The 17415-nt window shown below is 58.2% G+C and carries 11 protein-coding genes; 4 read left to right on the plus strand and 7 right to left on the minus strand.

Features of this window, described 5'->3' with window-relative positions; translation table 11 throughout:
* Positions 1-131 precede the first annotated feature (131 nt).
* Entirely contained in the window at positions 132-5318 is a 5187-nt protein-coding gene (locus KQP88_RS07600; protein ID WP_216705276.1) for a dermonecrotic toxin domain-containing protein, read from the plus strand.
* A 9-nt stretch (positions 5319-5327) separates the two neighbouring features.
* On the opposite strand, the gene KQP88_RS07605 is transcribed toward KQP88_RS07600, so the two are convergent.
* On the minus strand, positions 5328-6479 hold the full coding sequence (locus KQP88_RS07605) for an acyl-CoA dehydrogenase family protein (RefSeq protein ID WP_216705277.1): 1152 nt from the start codon (positions 6477-6479) through the stop codon (positions 5328-5330).
* Between the two features lie 3 nt (positions 6480-6482).
* Positions 6483-7577 carry an enoyl-CoA hydratase/isomerase family protein gene (locus tag KQP88_RS07610; protein WP_216705278.1) on the minus strand — a complete coding sequence of 365 codons (1095 nt, stop codon included), beginning with the start codon at positions 7575-7577 and terminating at the stop codon, positions 6483-6485.
* Between the two features lie 207 nt (positions 7578-7784).
* On the opposite strand from KQP88_RS07610, the gene KQP88_RS07615 reads away from it, so the two are divergent.
* Together KQP88_RS07615 and KQP88_RS07620 are read left to right on the plus strand one after the other, a co-directional pair.
* The gene (locus KQP88_RS07615; protein WP_216705279.1) at positions 7785-9452 is read left to right on the plus strand and encodes an MFS transporter; all 1668 of its coding nucleotides are present in this window, start codon (positions 7785-7787) and stop codon (positions 9450-9452) included.
* Positions 9449-10633 carry an HlyD family secretion protein gene (locus KQP88_RS07620; protein ID WP_216705280.1) on the plus strand — a complete coding sequence of 395 codons (1185 nt, stop codon included), beginning with the start codon at positions 9449-9451 and terminating at the stop codon, positions 10631-10633. The genes KQP88_RS07615 and KQP88_RS07620 overlap by 4 nt, the downstream gene beginning before the upstream one ends.
* 141 nt (positions 10634-10774) lie before the next feature.
* Here KQP88_RS07620 and KQP88_RS07625 read toward each other — a convergent pair whose 3' ends face one another.
* The 5 genes from KQP88_RS07625 to KQP88_RS07645 form a co-directional block, all read right to left on the minus strand.
* Complete coding sequence (locus KQP88_RS07625; protein ID WP_216705281.1) at positions 10775-11791, minus strand: transporter; 1017 nt, start codon at positions 11789-11791, stop codon at positions 10775-10777.
* Between the two features lie 110 nt (positions 11792-11901).
* Positions 11902-12723, minus strand: coding sequence for an aldo/keto reductase (locus KQP88_RS07630; protein ID WP_216705282.1), 822 nt, complete (start codon positions 12721-12723; stop codon positions 11902-11904).
* A gap of 80 nt (positions 12724-12803) precedes the next feature.
* The gene (locus tag KQP88_RS07635; protein ID WP_216705283.1) at positions 12804-14435 is read right to left on the minus strand and encodes a methyl-accepting chemotaxis protein; all 1632 of its coding nucleotides are present in this window, start codon (positions 14433-14435) and stop codon (positions 12804-12806) included.
* 495 nt (positions 14436-14930) lie between these two features.
* Positions 14931-15536 (minus strand): TetR/AcrR family transcriptional regulator, encoded by a 606-nt coding sequence (locus tag KQP88_RS07640; protein WP_216705284.1) that lies wholly within the window; start codon positions 15534-15536, stop codon positions 14931-14933.
* Between the two features lie 202 nt (positions 15537-15738).
* Positions 15739-16755 carry a 1-aminocyclopropane-1-carboxylate deaminase gene (locus tag KQP88_RS07645; RefSeq protein WP_216705285.1) on the minus strand — a complete coding sequence of 339 codons (1017 nt, stop codon included), beginning with the start codon at positions 16753-16755 and terminating at the stop codon, positions 15739-15741.
* A 153-nt stretch (positions 16756-16908) separates the two neighbouring features.
* Between KQP88_RS07645 and KQP88_RS07650 the strand changes: the two genes are divergently transcribed.
* Entirely contained in the window at positions 16909-17415 is a 507-nt protein-coding gene (locus KQP88_RS07650) for an Lrp/AsnC family transcriptional regulator (RefSeq protein ID WP_216705286.1), read from the plus strand.

Raw genomic sequence — 17415 nt, forward strand, 5'->3', positions numbered from 1 at the left:
AGCGCAACGGTTGTTTATCCATTGCTTTATGTAACGCAGCCCATTCTGCTCCCTCAATAAGCTGTTTCCTTTTATTGGCCCACGCCAGGTTATCCGGCGTGGGCTGAGGCTTCATGAAAAGGAAATCGCAGATGTCATCACCGCCGTATTTTTTCAGTGCATCACTCAAGGCGCGGTTCTCGCAAAGCATCCAAGAGGCAGTCAGCAGCTCTCGTATCAGCGCTGGCGAAGGCAGATGGCTGCAAAGTCTGGTTGACGATACCAACGACCTGAGCAGCCCAAGGCCTTCCCCGCGGGTCGACAGACTGGTGATGGATGACGGCTCCACGCCCAATGCCGAACTGGCGGGTGCGTTACTGCTGAGCAATCCCCGGGACCGAGAGGCCCCGGTGTTCCTGAGTACCCTGATATTCGGTATCGAGCGCTTCAAGAGCCGGGCTGCATTACTCGTCAGACTCAAGAAAAGGTTCGACGAGATCCGGGACATGTCCCTTGAGATCGAGGCGCAGTTGGTCAATGACCCGCTGTTCGAGGTACAGATGGAGTCCGTCGTCCAGCAACAGGTTCAGCATCTTGATCAACTGTCCGAGGGACTGCACCGACTTCCGTCCTTGCACACTGTGTTGGGGAAAGCCCTGGCTGTCAGGCTTTCACAGCTTCTGCCCGGCAACTCTCTTGATGTCTTCAATCACCCGGTACAAATCATCGAAGAGCGGTTGTCCGATGATGGCGCGTTGATAAGCAGGGTGGTGGGCTCCCAGACACTGGTTGAGGTCGCGGCCCATAAATATGGGGGTGAAGAGCCAGAAAGCGGGCTCACCCTGCGGTTTCTGGATGTGCAAGGCCGTATCCTGACGGCTATCCAGGCGCAGCCATACGTCCAGGCCCTCAATGAACTGAGCGCTATCGTTACCGACACTTACGAACAATTGCTGGATGATTACTGGAATCAGATCACCAGGGATGGCCGCACCATGCGCGACGTGGCGGCTCATGCTCTGGCCGAATCCCTGCGTCAGACCTTGTTGACCAGTATCGCGCAGGGTTCGCTGACGGAGCACGAATGCCGTCAGTTGCGAGCCCTGTTGCCGTACCCCGGTGTGCCTGCCGATCTGAAGTCGATGCTGGTCAGCAGGCTGTCTGTCGGCATTGGTGATCAGGAGCCCGTCAAGCTGGTCGGTGTCTTCCTGATCGAGTTTCGGGTCGATCAGTTGCCGGTGTCGTACCTGTTTTCATCGCAGCAAGGGTTCAGGCGTTTCACTGACAGGACGCAGGTCAGCGAGCATTTTTCCAGCGTTCAGGGGCGAGCCGAACTGCTGCGCTTTACCTCCCTGGACGACCATGCATTGCTTGGCATGCAAGGTGCGCTCAAGCTGCGGGTAGATGCATTCACTGTTTCATGGTTCCCGGAGTTCATCAGGTCGATCATCGCCTTGCAGAAGCGAAACGTTCGTTATGCGTTGAGCCTGCCAGCCATCGGTTATCAAAAGGCACCTGTGCGGATCGACGATGCGCTCGATGTGCGTGGTCTGCTGGATGCCCGGCTGTTGCGCCTGCGCGATTCGGGCCGCTGGCAGGCCGGGCAGACCGAGTTTGAAGCGCTCTGGGGGCGCCCGCTTTCAGCATCGGCTGTCGAACAGGGTGACCACGATTATCCTGCACTCAAAGCCTGGGCGGACAGAATGCTCGACCTGGATGCCCGAATGGAGCGTCTGGCGACGCTGCATGCCGGTGTCGAGGAATGCATGCATCGTGCGCTAGACCGCTATCTCGCCCTTATCGGTGGTGATCCTCTGGATGTCCGTGCTCTTTGGGTGATGAGGTCCGGTCCAGACAAACGGGCTATCCAGCTGCTTTCCCTGGCCCTTGAGAGAGTCAGCAAGAGCGGCCAGGCTCCCTTGCTCGATGGCACGGTGCTAAAGGGACAGGTCACTGCTCTTGAGAGTCAGCCTGAACACCGATTACCGCTGGTGTTGCTTGAATCGATACTCAAATGGGTCCTGCACGATTTTGCAGAGCGCTACGATCGTCAGCAGCGAGACTTCTATTTACTGCCGATTCGCCGTGGCAATGCACAAGTAAACCCGGGAGTATGGGCGGCGCATTCCCGAGAGGATGCTTTGCGGCTGGAACTGTCGCTGGAGCGGTATCTGGAAGTGTTTGATGCGAGCATCATCGATATGCTTCAACAAGTACTGGATTGGCCGCTTCCAGCCTTGCGCGAGGCATTGGGCGAAGACCGGGTCGAGGTCGCCATGTTGTCGCTGATTTGTGCTCCTGATCAGCCGCCGCTCCCGTTGGCCAATGCATTCGTTCTCTACAATGCCAGTCAACCTGACCGTCATGTTCTGTGGACAATGCTGAACGGCCTGACGACCTTCAGCTCTCTTCAGGAACTGGAAGGCAATCTGCTGGGCTGCCTGACCCGTATGGACAGGATCGACAATGTTCTCGAACTTTTATCCGGTACGGACAGGCATCTGTTGCTTGAGCACCTTGGGCGCACTGAAACACTTGATATCAGTATCGTGCTGCGGGTGATTGATGGAAATCTGATCCGTGCCTTGCAGGAGGTTGAAAACCAGCGACAGCAACAAACCGTGGCTTTTATCTACAAACGAGCCTTGACCTGGAATCTGGCCCCCGATCTGTTTGACAAAGTGCTCGCGGTCACTGAACGCGACGACGGCAACCGTCAGGCAGTGAATGATCTGGGAGCGGCACTGCAGGTCATGATCTACAAAGCCATCGCGCCCGTCTGGGTGACCGAAGCCTCGCTTGAGGATCTGGTCACGCTGATCAACATGGTGCAGCGCTTTTATATCTCCAGTAATACCTACGATGATTTCCTGTTCGATGTTCCCGACATTCGTGACTATGCAAAGGAAAAACTGAGCGCCAGGCTCAAGGTTGATTTTCCGGGAGATGAGCTGGACCCCGACAAGTTGCTCGTAACCATGACCCACTATGTCGCTATGCCTGTTGCGACAGGCCAGACACCTCAGGGGTTGCCGGCGGCCACCCAGAAAATCAGCGAAACGCTCACCGATTTTTCCATCAATCGTTTTTCCTTCATCCAGGATGGGGTCATTTCCATTTCTCACAAAGATGGCGTGAAGGTCAGCACGTCACTGACACCCGCTTATATTCGTGACCTGCTGGAGTCACTGGATGTCGCCGCCAGCTACCGGCAACTGGTTGACTCGGCGCTCGATCTCAACAGTCCTTCCTATCAGGAGCGCAAGAAAAACTTTGCCGAGCAGATTCCGGTCACGGAAGTGTTGAAGGCGTTTGTGCTCAAGCTCAGGAAAAAACTGTCGGCTGAGGGATATGACTTCATCGAGTCGGTCTTCAACATGCCGGACGGTATTGCCCGCTTGCCGGTCCGTGGCTGGAACGTGGTGCTGAGTCCCTTATTGATTCTGCCGGCTCCCAAAGGCTGGGAGCCTACGCCGGTGCTCGGCGTCTACGTGATTACCTCACAGGATTTGCAGTCAGGCCCCTGGGTGGTTTATGCGCCGCTCTATGAGGAATGGACGTTCAAGGAGTATGCGGATCAGGCCGCTCTGGTGACCGATCTGTGCACCTCGGAGACATTTCAGGCATTTATCCTTGATCGTATTGACCCGTCCATGCGCCATGTCTATGACAATGGCGGCTTTCACGAGCCACATTTGCCTTTCAGTACCGAAGACTCCATGAGCCTGCCTTTTGAGCGACCGCTGCCGGTGACGCTCATGCTGGAACCCTGCCGGGGGAATGCGCTGGAGTATCTGTTACCGGGGGTTCTGGAGGGTTTCAAGTTTGATATACGCCAGCAAAGCGTCACCAATGCCGAGCACCGGCATCGTTCGTCAAAGTACCTGTTCGGCCTTGCAGTTGAACAGATACTGTCACTGGCACCGGGACGTCTCGGCGCTCTGGTCGGGCTATGGCAGAGTCGTGATCTGTTTCATTCCTCTGTCGTTTCCATCGGCGAACAGAGATGGGGCAAGGCGATCTCGGAACTGGCAGCAGGGTTGAGTGTACTGATCGCAGCCCGGCAGGAACCTCATAAAGGCCTCTTGGCTGCAGAGGAGGTGACCACCAGCGTTGATGAAGAGAGCACAGCCTTTCCGGAATTCTCCTGGAGCAACAATGCGCTGAGCGAAGAATTGCGCAGTCGTCTGAGTGAGTTCGAGGTGCATGATATTGCGTTGAACGGGCTGCGCAAGGATGAGGTGCTCAACGTTTCCAGGGATGACAAGACGGGGCACCTGTACGCTGCGGTCGATGGCAAGGTTTATCAGGTCATGTCCAACAAGGACAACTGGTTTATTGTCAAAAAGGACAAGGTCGGACCTTCTATCAAACTTGATACGAACCAGCACTGGAAGCTTCAGTTGCAAGGTGGCCTCAAGGGCGGCGGCGGTATTGTTACCCGCATAAAAAACAATATGGTGGAAACGGAGGTCAATGAAAATCTGGTGGTCGATGCCAAAGGCATGCGCGAGATTCGTCAGGTCTACCGGGACAGGGCGCAGTGCATCGAGCAGGCGCATGCTCAGGCTCGCCGCTATCTGGAAAACTGCCTTGATAATCTGAACCTGCAATCGGCGCATGGCACGCCCGACCCTCGGGTTGAACAGATTGTTGCCCACTTCTTTGATGAGCGGTATCCGAATCCGCACACCTACAAGTCCATCAAGCAGATCGTGACAAGCATCTATGAAGAGCTGATTTCTCCGTCGCTGTCGCCTATCGATTCGGAGCGTTACGTGGTCGGCTTCAATAAAAGAGGGAATGAGACATCCAGTGCATTTGTCTTTGCCAAAGACCCCTTGAAAAGGATTTTCCTGACCGAGCAGTATTTTCGGGTGCCTCGCTATCGCTTCAAGGTCAAGGTCGTCCGGTCTGGCAGTTTCAATTATGGGGACCATTATCGTTCGACGATTCTGATCCATGAACTGTCCCATCTGGTTGCCGGTACCGAAGATATCGCTTACGTCGATTCCTACGCGCCCTTTATCGACCTGCTGGAGGATGCGCCGGGCTATCGGTTACGGATCAAGAACGAGCAGATCATCCAGCAACAGAAATCTCTTTCCTACCAGACTGATCGTGACAAGTTGTTCAAGCAGGCTGAAGATTATGAATGGCATGACTTGAGGCAAAGTGATGCAAAGAAGTTGATCCTGCGTATCACGGGCACGAGTCATCTGGACGCAGCCCGAGATGTGTTTTATGCCGATGCCCACAAGCGCACCGATATCATGCTGAGCAACGCCGACTCGGTTACCTTGCTGATTACTTTGCTGGGACGACAGCGGTTTACCTGATCGCCGAGCCTAAAGCGGGTAGTGGCGCAGTTCCCGGGCAATCAACAGGCGCTGGATTTCGCTGGAGCCTTCATAGATCTGGGTAATGCGGGCGTCCCGGTAATGACGCTCCACGGGGTAGTCCTCCAGATAGCCATAGCCACCATGAATCTGTATCGCCTTGGAGCAGACCCACTCGGCCATTTCCGAGGCGAACAGCTTGGCCTGGGAGGCCTCGGACAGACAAGGCTGGCTGGCGCTGCGCAAACGGGCGGCATGCAGGATCAGCAAGCGTGCGGCGTTGATTCGGGTGTGCATGTCGGCCAGCAGGTTGGAAATACTCTGGTGCTCGATGATCGGCTTGTCGAACTGCACCCGTTCCCGTGCATAGCCCAGCGCAGCCTCGAAAGCTGCACGGGCTATTCCCAGTGCCTGAGCGGCAATCCCGATGCGACCGCCTTCCAGATTCGACAGGGCAATGGCCAGCCCCTTGCCGCGTTCGCCCAGCAGGTTGGCGGCGGGAATGCGGCACGCATTGAGCGTCACGGCGCAGGTGTCGGAGGCGCGAATGCCCATCTTGTGTTCACTGCGATCGACCACGAAACCTGGGTTGTCAGTGGGCACCAGAAAGGCTGACAGGCCTTTCTTGCCGAGTTCGGGATCGGTCACGGCAAACACGATGGCCAGTTGCGCACGCTTGCCGTTGCTGACGAACTGTTTGGCACCGTTGATGACCCAATGATCACCCTGCAACTCGGCCCGTGTGCGCAGGTTATGCGCTTCGGAGCCGGCGTGGGGTTCGGTCAGGCAGAAACAGCCGATGGCCTTGCCGCTGGCCAGTTTTGCCAGCCAGGTCTGTTTCTGTTCTTCATTGCCGTAATTGAGGATCGGGCCGCAGCCTACCGAACTGTGCACGCTCATCAGCGTGCCGGTAGCGGCATCGGCGGCCGAGATTTCCTCGACCGCCAGGGCATAGGCCACGTAATCGATATAAGTCCCGCCCCATTGCTCGGGCACGATCATGCCCAGCAAACCCAGATCCCCGAGTTTTTCGACCAGGGCGTCGTCGATCCAGCCGGCCTTTTCCCACGCTTGTGCATGGGGCGCGATTTCGTTGCGGGCGAAATCCCGCGCCATGTCGCGGATCATCACCTGCTCTTCGCTCAGTTCGATATCGTGCATGACTCACACCTCCAGACTGCTGAAGAAACGCTGCACATGCCCGGCGTTCAACGCTTTTACGCTGGGTGGGTTCCATTGTGGCTTGCGGTCCTTGTCGATGATGAGTGCACGTACGCCTTCGATCAGATCGCCATGCTCGAACCACAGGCGATCCAGATGCAGCTCCATGGCAAAGCAGTCCTGCAAGGACAGATGCCGACCGCGCCGGATCATCTCCAGCGTCACAGCCATGGCCAATGGCGAGTGGCTGTGCATCAGGTCGGCGGTGTTCAAGGCCCATTGATGGGTGTCAGCGATGGTTACCTGTTGCAACTGTTCGATGATGCCCGGCAAGTCCGGCAAACCGAAGAAGTGGTCGATGGCCGGCCGCAGGGCTTCCAGAGGTGGAGAGGGCAGGCGCTGGGTACCCAGCCGGGCCATGGCGCCCTGCAGATCCTTGAGGGGCGTGGATTTCCATTTCAGGTGATCGAGCATGTGGTCCAGTCGGGGCAGCATGTTGCTGTTCATGGACCAGTCGGCAAGGCCGCAATACAAGGCATCCGCCGCCTCGATCTGCACCCCGGTGATTCCCAGGTAAGTCCCCAGCTCGCCGGGTATGCGGGGCAGGAAATAACTGCCGCCCACATCCGGGAAATAACCGATGGCCACTTCCGGCATGCCCAACCGGCTGCGCTCGGTCACCACCCGCAAGTCGGCCCCTTGCACCAGCCCCATGCCACCGCCCAGCACCAGACCATCCATCAGGGCCAGCACCGGTTTGCGGTAATTGTGGATCGTCAGATCCAGGGCATATTCCTCGACGAAGAATGTCTGGTGCTGGCTCTGGCCGCTCTTGTAGGTTTCATACAGGGAGCGGATGTCACCGCCGGCACAGAACGCCTTGTCGCCTGCACCGCGCAACACCACGGCATACACCTGAGGATCTTCGGCCCAGGCGTCGAGCTGGCGCTGCAGGGTGCGGATCATGTCCAGATCGATGGCGTTCAGGCTGGCGGGGCGATTCAGGGTGAGATGGCCGATATGATTGCGGACCTCAACCAGAATCGGCTTCTGACTGGGTTTGCGAACCGAGAGAGCGGGTGACACCTGTGGACTCATTCTGAACTCCTTGTTCGTTTGCTCTTCTTCTACTTATTATTTTTAGCGTGAACAGATCCTAACAGCGCCAATGAGCAAAACAAAATTGCGCTTAAGCATAGACCGAAGTAGGGATTTTCAAGCGTTTGTCAGGACCTTTCGCGAATAAATTCGCTCCTACAACCCCAGTAGGAGCGAATTCATTCGCGAAAGCCAAGAAAGGAATCCATGAACGACAAATACGCTCCCCGCCAGTGGCAACCCCACGAGCGGCCCACCATGCCGGGCTCGCCGTCCACGCCTCTGCACTCCACTCGCAGGCGCTGGGCCTTTGCGCTGGTGGGCGTCATCGTTGCCCTGACCGGTGGCCTGGGCAATGCGCTGGTGGTGGCCAACCTGCCTTATCTGCAAGGTGCACTGGGTGCGACTTCGGCGGACATTGCCTGGCTGCCGGCGGCCTACGTCATGACCAACGTGTCGATGAACCTGCTGCTGGTGAAGTTTCGCCAGCAGTTTGGCCTGCGTGCCTTTACCGAACTGTTTCTGGTGCTCTATTCGCTGGTGACACTGGCCCATCTGTTCGTCAATGACATCGAATCAGCGGTGGCGGTACGTGCGGCCCACGGCATGGTGGGGGCTGCGCTCAGCACCCTGGGGCTGTATTACATGATTCAGGCCTTCCCCCAGAAGTGGCGGCTCAAGGCGCTGGTGCTCGGGCTGGGGACCGCCCAACTGGCGACGCCGCTGGCGCGACTGGTGTCTGAAGACCTGTTGCAGATTGCCGAGTGGCGCGGCCTGTACCTGTTCGAGCTGGGCATGGCGCTGCTTTCGCTGGGTTGCGTGCTGATGCTCAAACTGCCGCCCGGTGATCGCTTCAAGGCATTTGAAAAGCTCGACTTCCTGACCTTCAGTCTGCTGGCCAGCGGTTTTGCCCTGTTGTGCGCGGTGCTGTCGCTGGGACGTATCGAATGGTGGCTGGAGGCGCCCTGGATAGGCATCGCTTCGGCGGCCTCCATCGCCTTGATCTGTGCGGGACTGGCCATTGAACATAACCGCAGCAACCCTTTGCTGATTACCCGCTGGCTGGGCAGTGGCGCGATCCTGCGCCTGGGGCTGGCGGTGATCCTGTTTCGCATCGTGCTGTCGGAGCAGTCCACGGGGGCTGTGGGCTTCCTGCAGACTCTGAACATGGGCAGCGAGCAGCTTCATACCCTTTATCTGGTCATGTTGCTGGGCAGCATTGCCGGTCTGGCAGTCAGCGCCCTGACCATCAATCCGGCGCACCTGATCAAGCCGCTGCTGATTTCCCTGGCCATGATGGCGGTAGGGGCCTGGATGGACAGTGGCTCCACCAGCCTGACCCGGCAGTCGAACATGTACCTAAGCCAGTTTCTGCTGGCGTTCGGCGGGACGTTTTTCCTGGGGCCGACCCTGGTGCTGGGCATCAGCGGCGTCATCGCCAACCCGCGCAACATGGTGAGTTTTTCCGTCCTGTTCGGGATCACCCAGAACATCGGCGGGCTGATCGGGGCCGCTGTGCTGGGCACTTTCCAGGTCATGCGCGAGAAGTTTCACTCCAGCCATCTGGTCGAACACCTGACCCTGATCGATCCGCTGGTGCAATCGCGCCTGCAAAGCGCCGCTGCCGGTTACGCCTCGACCATTGCCGACCCCGCGTTGCGCACGACTCAGGGCATTCGCTCGCTGTCGACCCTGGCAACACGCGAAGCCAATGTCCTGGCCTATAACGATGTCTTCATGTTGATTGCCGTGATCGCCGTACTGACGATGATCTGGATCTCAGCCCGAATGATCTGGCTGAAGATGACTACCCAACCTCTTGCATCGCCAATCACACCACCTTCCGTCCCCAGCCGTGGCGCCACCCCTTCATGAATGAACCGAACCCGCCTGACAAAGCGTCATCCCGAACTGAAAACGACGATGAGTCCATTCAGGCCCCCGACACGCCACCGCCACCACCGGTGACCACGCCGCCCACCAGCGAGCCACGCTCAAGACGCAAGCGCATCATCTCGTCGGCGATCTTTGCCGGTATTGCCCTGGCGGGTGTTCTGGTCGTGCTGTACGCCTGGGAACTGCCACCGTTCACCAGCCCGATCCAGAGCACCGAAAATGCCCAGGTGCGTGGCCAGACAACCATCATCGGCCCGCAGTTGAGCGGTTATGTGCATGAAGTGCCGGTCCAGGACTTCCAGTTCGTCAAGGCGGGCGACCTGCTGGTGCGTCTGGATGACCGCATCTATCGGCGCAATCTGGAACAGGCCATGGCGCAACTGGCGGTGCAGAAAGCCTCGCTGGCCAACAACCTGCAACAACGGCGCAGTGCCGAAGCGACCATTGGCCAGCGCCAGGCCGCATTGCAGAGCAGCATCGCCCAGAGCAGCAAGAGCGCAGCCGACTTGCGCCGCAATCAGGCATTGGTGACGGACGGCTCGGTATCGCGCAGCGAACTGGACGTGACCCGCGCCGCTGACGCTCAGGCCATTGCGGCAGTGGCTGAAGCCAAGGCCGCGCTGCAGATCGCCCGGGAAGACCTGCAAACCGTGATCATCAATCGCGACTCGCTGCAGGCCTCGGTGGAAAACGCGCAGGCTGCCATCGAACTGGCACGCATCGACCTGGACAATACCCGCATCCTGGCGCCCCGCGACGGGCAACTGGGGCAGATCGGCGTGCGCCTGGGAGCTTATGTGAACTCGGGTGCCCAACTGATGGCGCTGGTCCCCGACCGGTTGTGGATCATCGCCAACATGAAGGAAACCCAGATGGCCAATGTGCGCCTCGGCCAGTCGGTGAGCTTTACCGTCGATGCCCTGAACAACGCCCGGCTTACAGGGCGTGTGCAGCGTATTTCCCCTGCCGCCGGCTCGGAATTCAGCCTGCTGCCCGCCGATAACGCTACAGGCAACTTCGTGAAAATCTCCCAGCGCATACCGGTACGCATCATTGTCGATCCTGATCAGCCAGCGGCCGAACGCCTGAGGCCGGGGATGTCAGTGGTGGTCAGCATCGATACTCAATCGGAAGGCGAGGTGCCAACTGATCCTCAGTAATCCTGATGCCGATCAGTCAAGATCAATGAGTTACGTTGTGGGAGGCAGCTTGCTGGCGACTTTACGCACAGACGCAGAATATCTGCCGGTTTTCAGGCCTTTTTCGCCAGCAAGCTGCCTCCCACAAGTGATCGACATGACTCAGTAATCCCCGCGCTTGCGAAACGCCCAGCGACCGGCAATCAGGGTAAAGGTCGCGACCAGCGCCACCAGTATCCAGAACCCTTCAGGATCGGAGGCCAGCGGGATACCGCCCACGTTCATGCCGAAGAAACCGGCGACGATGTTGATGGGCAAGGCCAGCACCGTGACCACGGTCAGAGTGAAGAGGGTGCGGCTGCTTTGTTCGTTGAGGTTGGCGGCGATTTCTTCCTGCAACAGTTTGATGCGCTCGCCCAGGGCTGTCAGGTCACTGATGACCAGAGCCGACTCCTCCGTGGATTGACGCAAGGCCTGCATGTCTTCTTCACGCAGCCAGTGCGGCGGGCGGTGCAGCAGGCGCATCAGCGAACCGGGTTCCAGCGCCAGCAGCCGTTGCAGGCGCACCAGCACCCGGCGCATGGCTCCGAGTTCCGAGCGGTTGTTGCTCAGGCGCTGGGACAGCAACTGGTCTTCGATTCTGTCGACGCTGAGGCTGGTCTTGCGCAGGAACTGGGTCAGCACTTCGCCCTGATCGCTCAGTAAATGCGCCAGCAATTCAAGCGGCGAGTGGAACTGTTCGCCACGCTTGACCGCCGAGCGCAGTTTGTCGACGGAGCGCAAGGGTTGCAGGCGTGCGGTGATCAACATATGGCTGCGGGTGCAGACCCACAGGGTCGAGATATCGGTCGACAGCATGTTGAAGTCGAACACCACATCGTTGACCACTGCCAGCAGGGCCGAGTCGATATGTTCGATGCGGGTCGAGCGCGAGCCTTCGTTCAGCGCCTCGAAAAACTCGTCCGGCAGTTCCAGATGGGTTTTCATCCAGCGCTCGCAGGCCGCGTGGGACAGGTTCAGGTGCAGCCAGATGAAATCGTCGTTGTCCGGGGTGCTGTGCAGGTAATCCATGACGGCGGCAGAGTCGATTTCCCGACCCCGCTCACCCGGACAGAAGCGAAATCCATACAGCAGGCCGAAAAGGTCTGAATCCTGATGCCGCGCAATGCTGTGGTTCATGGCTTTCCACGTGCAAGCCTGCCCGAAGCGGGGAGGTCAAGCGCGCATCATGACAAGCCGTCATTACATATTTGTGACGGAATGTTGCGGGCTATTTCCAGGCTTGAAGCCTAGACCATTGCCAAGGGCCGCTTGCGTGTCGGAGTTGGCCAGGCACGGTCCAGATCGGCCAGATCTTGCGCTGTCAGGACGATTTTTTCGGCTTCTGCATTGAGGCGGATGTGCTCCGGATTGGTCGCCTTGGGAATGGCGATCATGTTCGGCTGGCGCAGCACCCAGGCCAGGCTGATCTGTGCCGGTGTGGCGCTGTGACGATTGGCGATTTCGTGCAGGGCAGGGTGATAGAGCAGGTCGCCTGCCTGGCCGATCGGGCAGTACGCCATGATCGGCAAGTGCCGGTCATTGGCCCAGGGCAGCAGGTCGAACTCGATGCCTCGCTGTTCGGGGTTGTACAGCACCTGATTGGTGGCGCAGCGCGGGTTGTCCAGCTCCATCATGTCCGACACATCGAAATTGGAGACGCCCCAACTGCCGATCTTGCCAGCCTCGCGCAGGCGCTCGAAAGCCTCGACTGTTTCCCCCAGCGGGTACTCGCCCGGCCAGTGCAGCAGGTAAAGATCGATGTAGTCGGTATTCATCCGCCGCAGGCTGGCTTCGCAGGCCTTGGGAATGCCCTGACGGCTGGCGTTGAAGGGGTAGACCTTACTGACCACGAAGACTTTGTCGCGTTGCCCGGCAATGGCTTGCCTGACCACTTCTTCGGCGCCGCCATCGGCATACATCTCGGCGGTGTCGATCAGGGTCATGCCTTGCTCTATACCCATGCACAGCGCAGCGATTTCCGTCGAGCGCTGATGGCTGACCTCACCCATGTGCCAGGTGCCCTGGCCCAGCACCGGGACGCTTTGACCTGCCAGTTCCAGTGTGCGCATACGACCCCCTGCAATAAATGGACAGGCCTGAGGCAACAAAGGCTGCACGAGGTTCCGTGCAGCCTGTCGAACATCGCGAGTTAAACGCGGAATTGTTTCAGCAAACTGTTCAACTGCTCACTCAAGCCTCGCAGATGCTGGCTGGCAGCGGTGGACTGCTCGGCGGCCAAGGCTGTGCCCTGGGAGAGCTGCGCCGCCTGAGTAACGTTCTGGTTAATGTCATCGACCACATGGGATTGCTGCAGGGTGGCGCTGGCAATCGAGGCATTGAGGCTGTTGAGGTTGCGCAAGGCCTGGCTGATGGACGTCAGGCTCTGGCCTGCCTGATTGGCCTGTTCGATGGTCAGTTGCGAGGAGCGGCTGCTGTCGCCGATCACCTTGACCGCTGCGTCGGAGTGGCGCTGCAGGCGTTCGATCATGCCCTGAATCTCGGCTGTGGACTTCTGGGTCCGCTGGGCCAGCAGGCGTACTTCGTCAGCCACTACGGCAAACCCGCGGCCCTGTTCGCCAGCCCGTGCCGCTTCAATGGCCGCGTTGAGAGCCAGCAGGTTGGTCTGCTCGGCAATCGAACTGATGACCTCCAGAACGCCACCAATCTGCGTGCTTTCGCTGGCCAGGGTCTGCATCACTTCCACGGCCTGGCCGATGGTGCCGGACAGGTGATCGATCTGGCGCAGGCTGTTATCGATGTTGACCTGGCCCTGCTGCGCCTGAGACTCGGCATCGCGCATTTCGCTGGCAGCGTGCTCGGCGTTCTTGGCCACGTCCTGCACGCCATAAGTCACCTCGTTGACGGCAGTGGCCACCAGATCCATTTGCTGGGATTGCTGCTGGCTGCGCACCTGAGCCTGCTCGGCGCTGTTGCCCAGATCGGTGGAGGCCTGACCCAGGTCTACTGCCGAGGACTGCAATTGCATGACTACAGTGCGCAGTTTGGCGGTAAAGGCATTGAAGTGCTTGCCCAACTGGGTGATTTCATCGTCACCCTGGGTTTCCAGCGTGCGGGTCAGGTCGCTTTCCCCGCTGGCGATATTGGCCATGGCACTGACCGTCAGGCGCAAGGGCATGACAATACTGCGCAGAATCACCGTCACCAGCAGGCCCAGGACCAGCACAATGCCGATACTGAACATGATGGCCTGCCACATCTGTTGCTTGAACTCGGCAGCCACATCATCGACATACACGCCAGAGCCGATGATCCAGCCCCAGGGCTGGAACAGCTGTATATAAGACGTCTTCTTCACCGGCTCGCTGGCGCCCGGTTTTGGCCAGCGGTAGTGGATCAGCCCGGCACCCTTGCTCTTGGCCACGGCGACCATTTCATTGAACAGCGCAAAACCGTCCGGGTCCTTCACTCCTGACAGATCCTGGCCATCGAGTTTTGGATTGGCGGGGTGCATGACCATTACCGGGCGCAGATCATTGATCCAGAAGTAGTCGTTCTGGCCGTAACGCAGGGCTTTGATGGTATTGAGAGCCTGCTGTTGAGCGGCTTCGCGGGTGAGGGTGCCAGCGGCTTCCAGCCCCTGGTAGTAATTCAGAATACCGCTGGCTGTCTGGACCACATGGGTGGTTTTCTCGGCCTTGGCCAGGTAAAGGTCATCATGAATCTGCTTGAGCATGACGGCCGCAAGCACAAAGAGCATGAGCACAGAAACAATGAGAATCAGCCAGAGACGGCGGCTGATGGATAAGCTGCGCATATTCATGATGTTCACCCTAATTCGTTGTTTTTTCTTTTTTTATGAGTCATCAGGCAGATCCGTGCGCTGACTCTCAACTTTATCTTCATGATGTCGGCTTAACATGACTAAATCTGAGGCAACAGTCACGCTTTTTTAGACGTCGGCTGCATATAGCCAAAGGCTTACACGAACAGGCGCAATTGGCTCTATGCCAGCCATCATGGCAAAGGTAGGATCCAATTCAACAACTGCAGCGAAGGATCGATGCAGCGATAAGGGAAGATCGGCCATTGCCAGGAGGCTACTGACAGGATGTCGGGATGGTATTGTGTGCAAAACGACCCGCTTCGGCGGGTTTCTTGCTTTCTGGAGAAAGGTGATGGTGGTTTTGGTTGTGGTGGGAGCGAATTTATTCGCGAGAGGCCCATACATCCGAAGAAAATGTATCGTCTTCAATGACGTCTCGCGGATAAATCCGCTCCCACAGAGATGTGTGGCCTGAGCGAAAAACCGCACACATCAATCCGGCTCACACCCTTTGAGCACCAGCCTCAGAATGGTCTGGGTCGCCGCTTCATAGTCCGTATCCTCAAGCTTGTCCTTGCCGGTGACCGTCGAGATCTGCCAGTCGAAGTCGGCATAGGTCTGCGTCGCGGCCCAAATCGTGAACATCAGGTGGTGAGGGTCCAGGGGCGCAATCTGTCCGCTGTCGATCCAGGCCTGGATGCACTCGATATTGTGCCGGGCCTGGCCATTCAGCTGTTCGATCTGTTCGGGTGTCAGGTGAGGTGCGCCGTGCATGATTTCGCTGGCAAACACCTTGGAGGCGAAGGGCAGTTCACGGGAGATTCGCATTTTGGAGCAGATGTAGCTGCTCAGTACTTCAGTCGGAACGCCTTGGGGATTGAAGGGCGTGGAGGCCTGCAGGATCGGTCCGATGATGCTTTCCAGCACCTCGCGATAGAGGTTTTCCTTGGACCTGAAGTAGTAATAGACATTGGGCTTGGGCAACCCGGCCCTGGCTGCGATATCGCCGGTCTTGGTGGCGGCGAAGCCCTTTTCGGCGAACTCCTCGCTGGCCGCGCGCAGGATCAGTTCTTTGTTGCGCTCGCGAATGCTGCTCATGACCGGACTCCTGCACGGCGGGCGCGCATGGTAGCACCGGCCTCGCGCAAGGCTCAATGCTGAGGCCTTGCGCAATAAGAGGCTGGTTTACCCGTGGGAGGGGCCTTGGCCGCGACAGCTGTGTGAAGTGCGCTGAAGATGTATTGCCTTCACATTGGTCGTCGCGGCCAAGGCCCCTCCCACAACTCGCCATTAAGTCCGATCAACCATCCTTGAACAGGAAGCTGTAGGCATTGAGTGCAGGTACGCCGCCCAGGTGGGCGTAAAGCACTTTCGAGCCCTCGGGGAATTCGCCGTTACGGACCATGTCGATCATGCCGTGCATGGATTTGCCTTCGTAGACCGGGTCGGTCAGCACGCCTTCCAGACGGGCGCAGGTACGGATCGCATCAAGGGTGCCTTCGTTGGGCAGGCCGTATTCCGGGTAGGCGTAACGGGTATCGAGCACCACGTCATCGGCGGTGATTTCACGCCCCAGCTCTACCAGCTTGGCGGTGTTCTGCGCGATACGCAGCACTTGCTCGCGAGTCTGCTCCGGTTTTGCCGAGGCATCGATGCCGATCACCCGTTGCGAACGACCATCGGCGGCGAAACCGACCACCATTCCCGCATGGGTACTGCCGGTCACCGAGCAAACGACGATGTAGTCGAACTTGAAGCCCAGTTCCTCTTCCTGCTGACGTACTTCATCGGCAAAGCGCACAAAGCCCAGACCGCCATAAGGGTGTTCCGAGCAGCCTGCCGGAATCGGGAACGGCTTGCCGCCACTCTCGAGCACATCGGCCATGGCTTTTTCCCAGCTCGGACGGATACCGATATCGAAGCCTGCCGAATCCAGGCGCACGTCAGCCCCCATGATTCGCGACATCTCGATATTGCCCACACGGTCGTACACCGCATCGGAGTAGTTCACCCAGTTTTCCTGAACCAGCACGCACTTCATGCCCAGGTGAGCGGCAACGGCTGCCACCTGACGGGTCTGGTTGGACTGGATACCGCCGATGGACACCAGCGTGTCATAACCGCCTTCGATGGCTTCCGGGATGAGGTATTCAAGCTTGCGTGTCTTGTTCCCGCCAAATGCCAGGCCGCTGTTGCAGTCTTCGCGCTTGGCATACAGCTCGACCTTGCCACCCAGGTGCGCGCTGAGGCGTTTGAGCGGGGTAATGGGCGAAGGGCCGAATGTCAGGGGATAGCGCTTGAATTTGGTCAGGTTCATATCGAGTCTCCAATGAGAGGAATCATTAACGTGCTGCGATGGGACCTATCATAGAAAATCGATAAACAATCGTGGTTGCAAAGAATTGTCTATTTAAGAAATGAAAGTTAGTCTCGGATAACTGAAAACTAATTTAATTTCTCAAGAATACATATGAAAGCAATAAATGAACGCAGCAAAAAGCCGGACACCGCTCTCGCGCCGCTGCTGGACAGGATCGACAGGGCCATCCTCAAGATCCTTCAGCGCGATGCGTCCATCTCCAATGTGGCGCTGGCCGAAAAGGTCAGACTGAGCGCGCCGGCCTGCCTGAGGCGTGTTGAGCGGCTCAAGGAAGCGGGCGTCATAAAAGGCGTGGTTGCATTGCTCAACAGCGAAGCGCTGGAAGCGGGAATGGTGGTATTGATCGGCGTGGTGCTGGATCGCTCGACCCCTGAGTCCTTTGCCCAGTTCGAGGCGGCAGCGCAGAAGGTGTCCGGCTGCATGGAGTTTCATGTGGTGACGGGGGAGTTCGACTACTTCATGTTGTTGCGCACCAAGGACAGCCAGAGCTTCAACCGGCTGCACGCCGAGCAGTTGCTGTATCTGCCGGGCGTCAGGCAGATCCGCTCTTTCATGGGCTTGCGTCAGGTGCTGTCCACCACTCAGATCCCTATGTAG

This window comes from Pseudomonas lijiangensis (genome assembly GCF_018968705.1).
Taxonomy (GTDB): Bacteria; Pseudomonadota; Gammaproteobacteria; order Pseudomonadales; family Pseudomonadaceae; genus Aquipseudomonas; species Aquipseudomonas lijiangensis.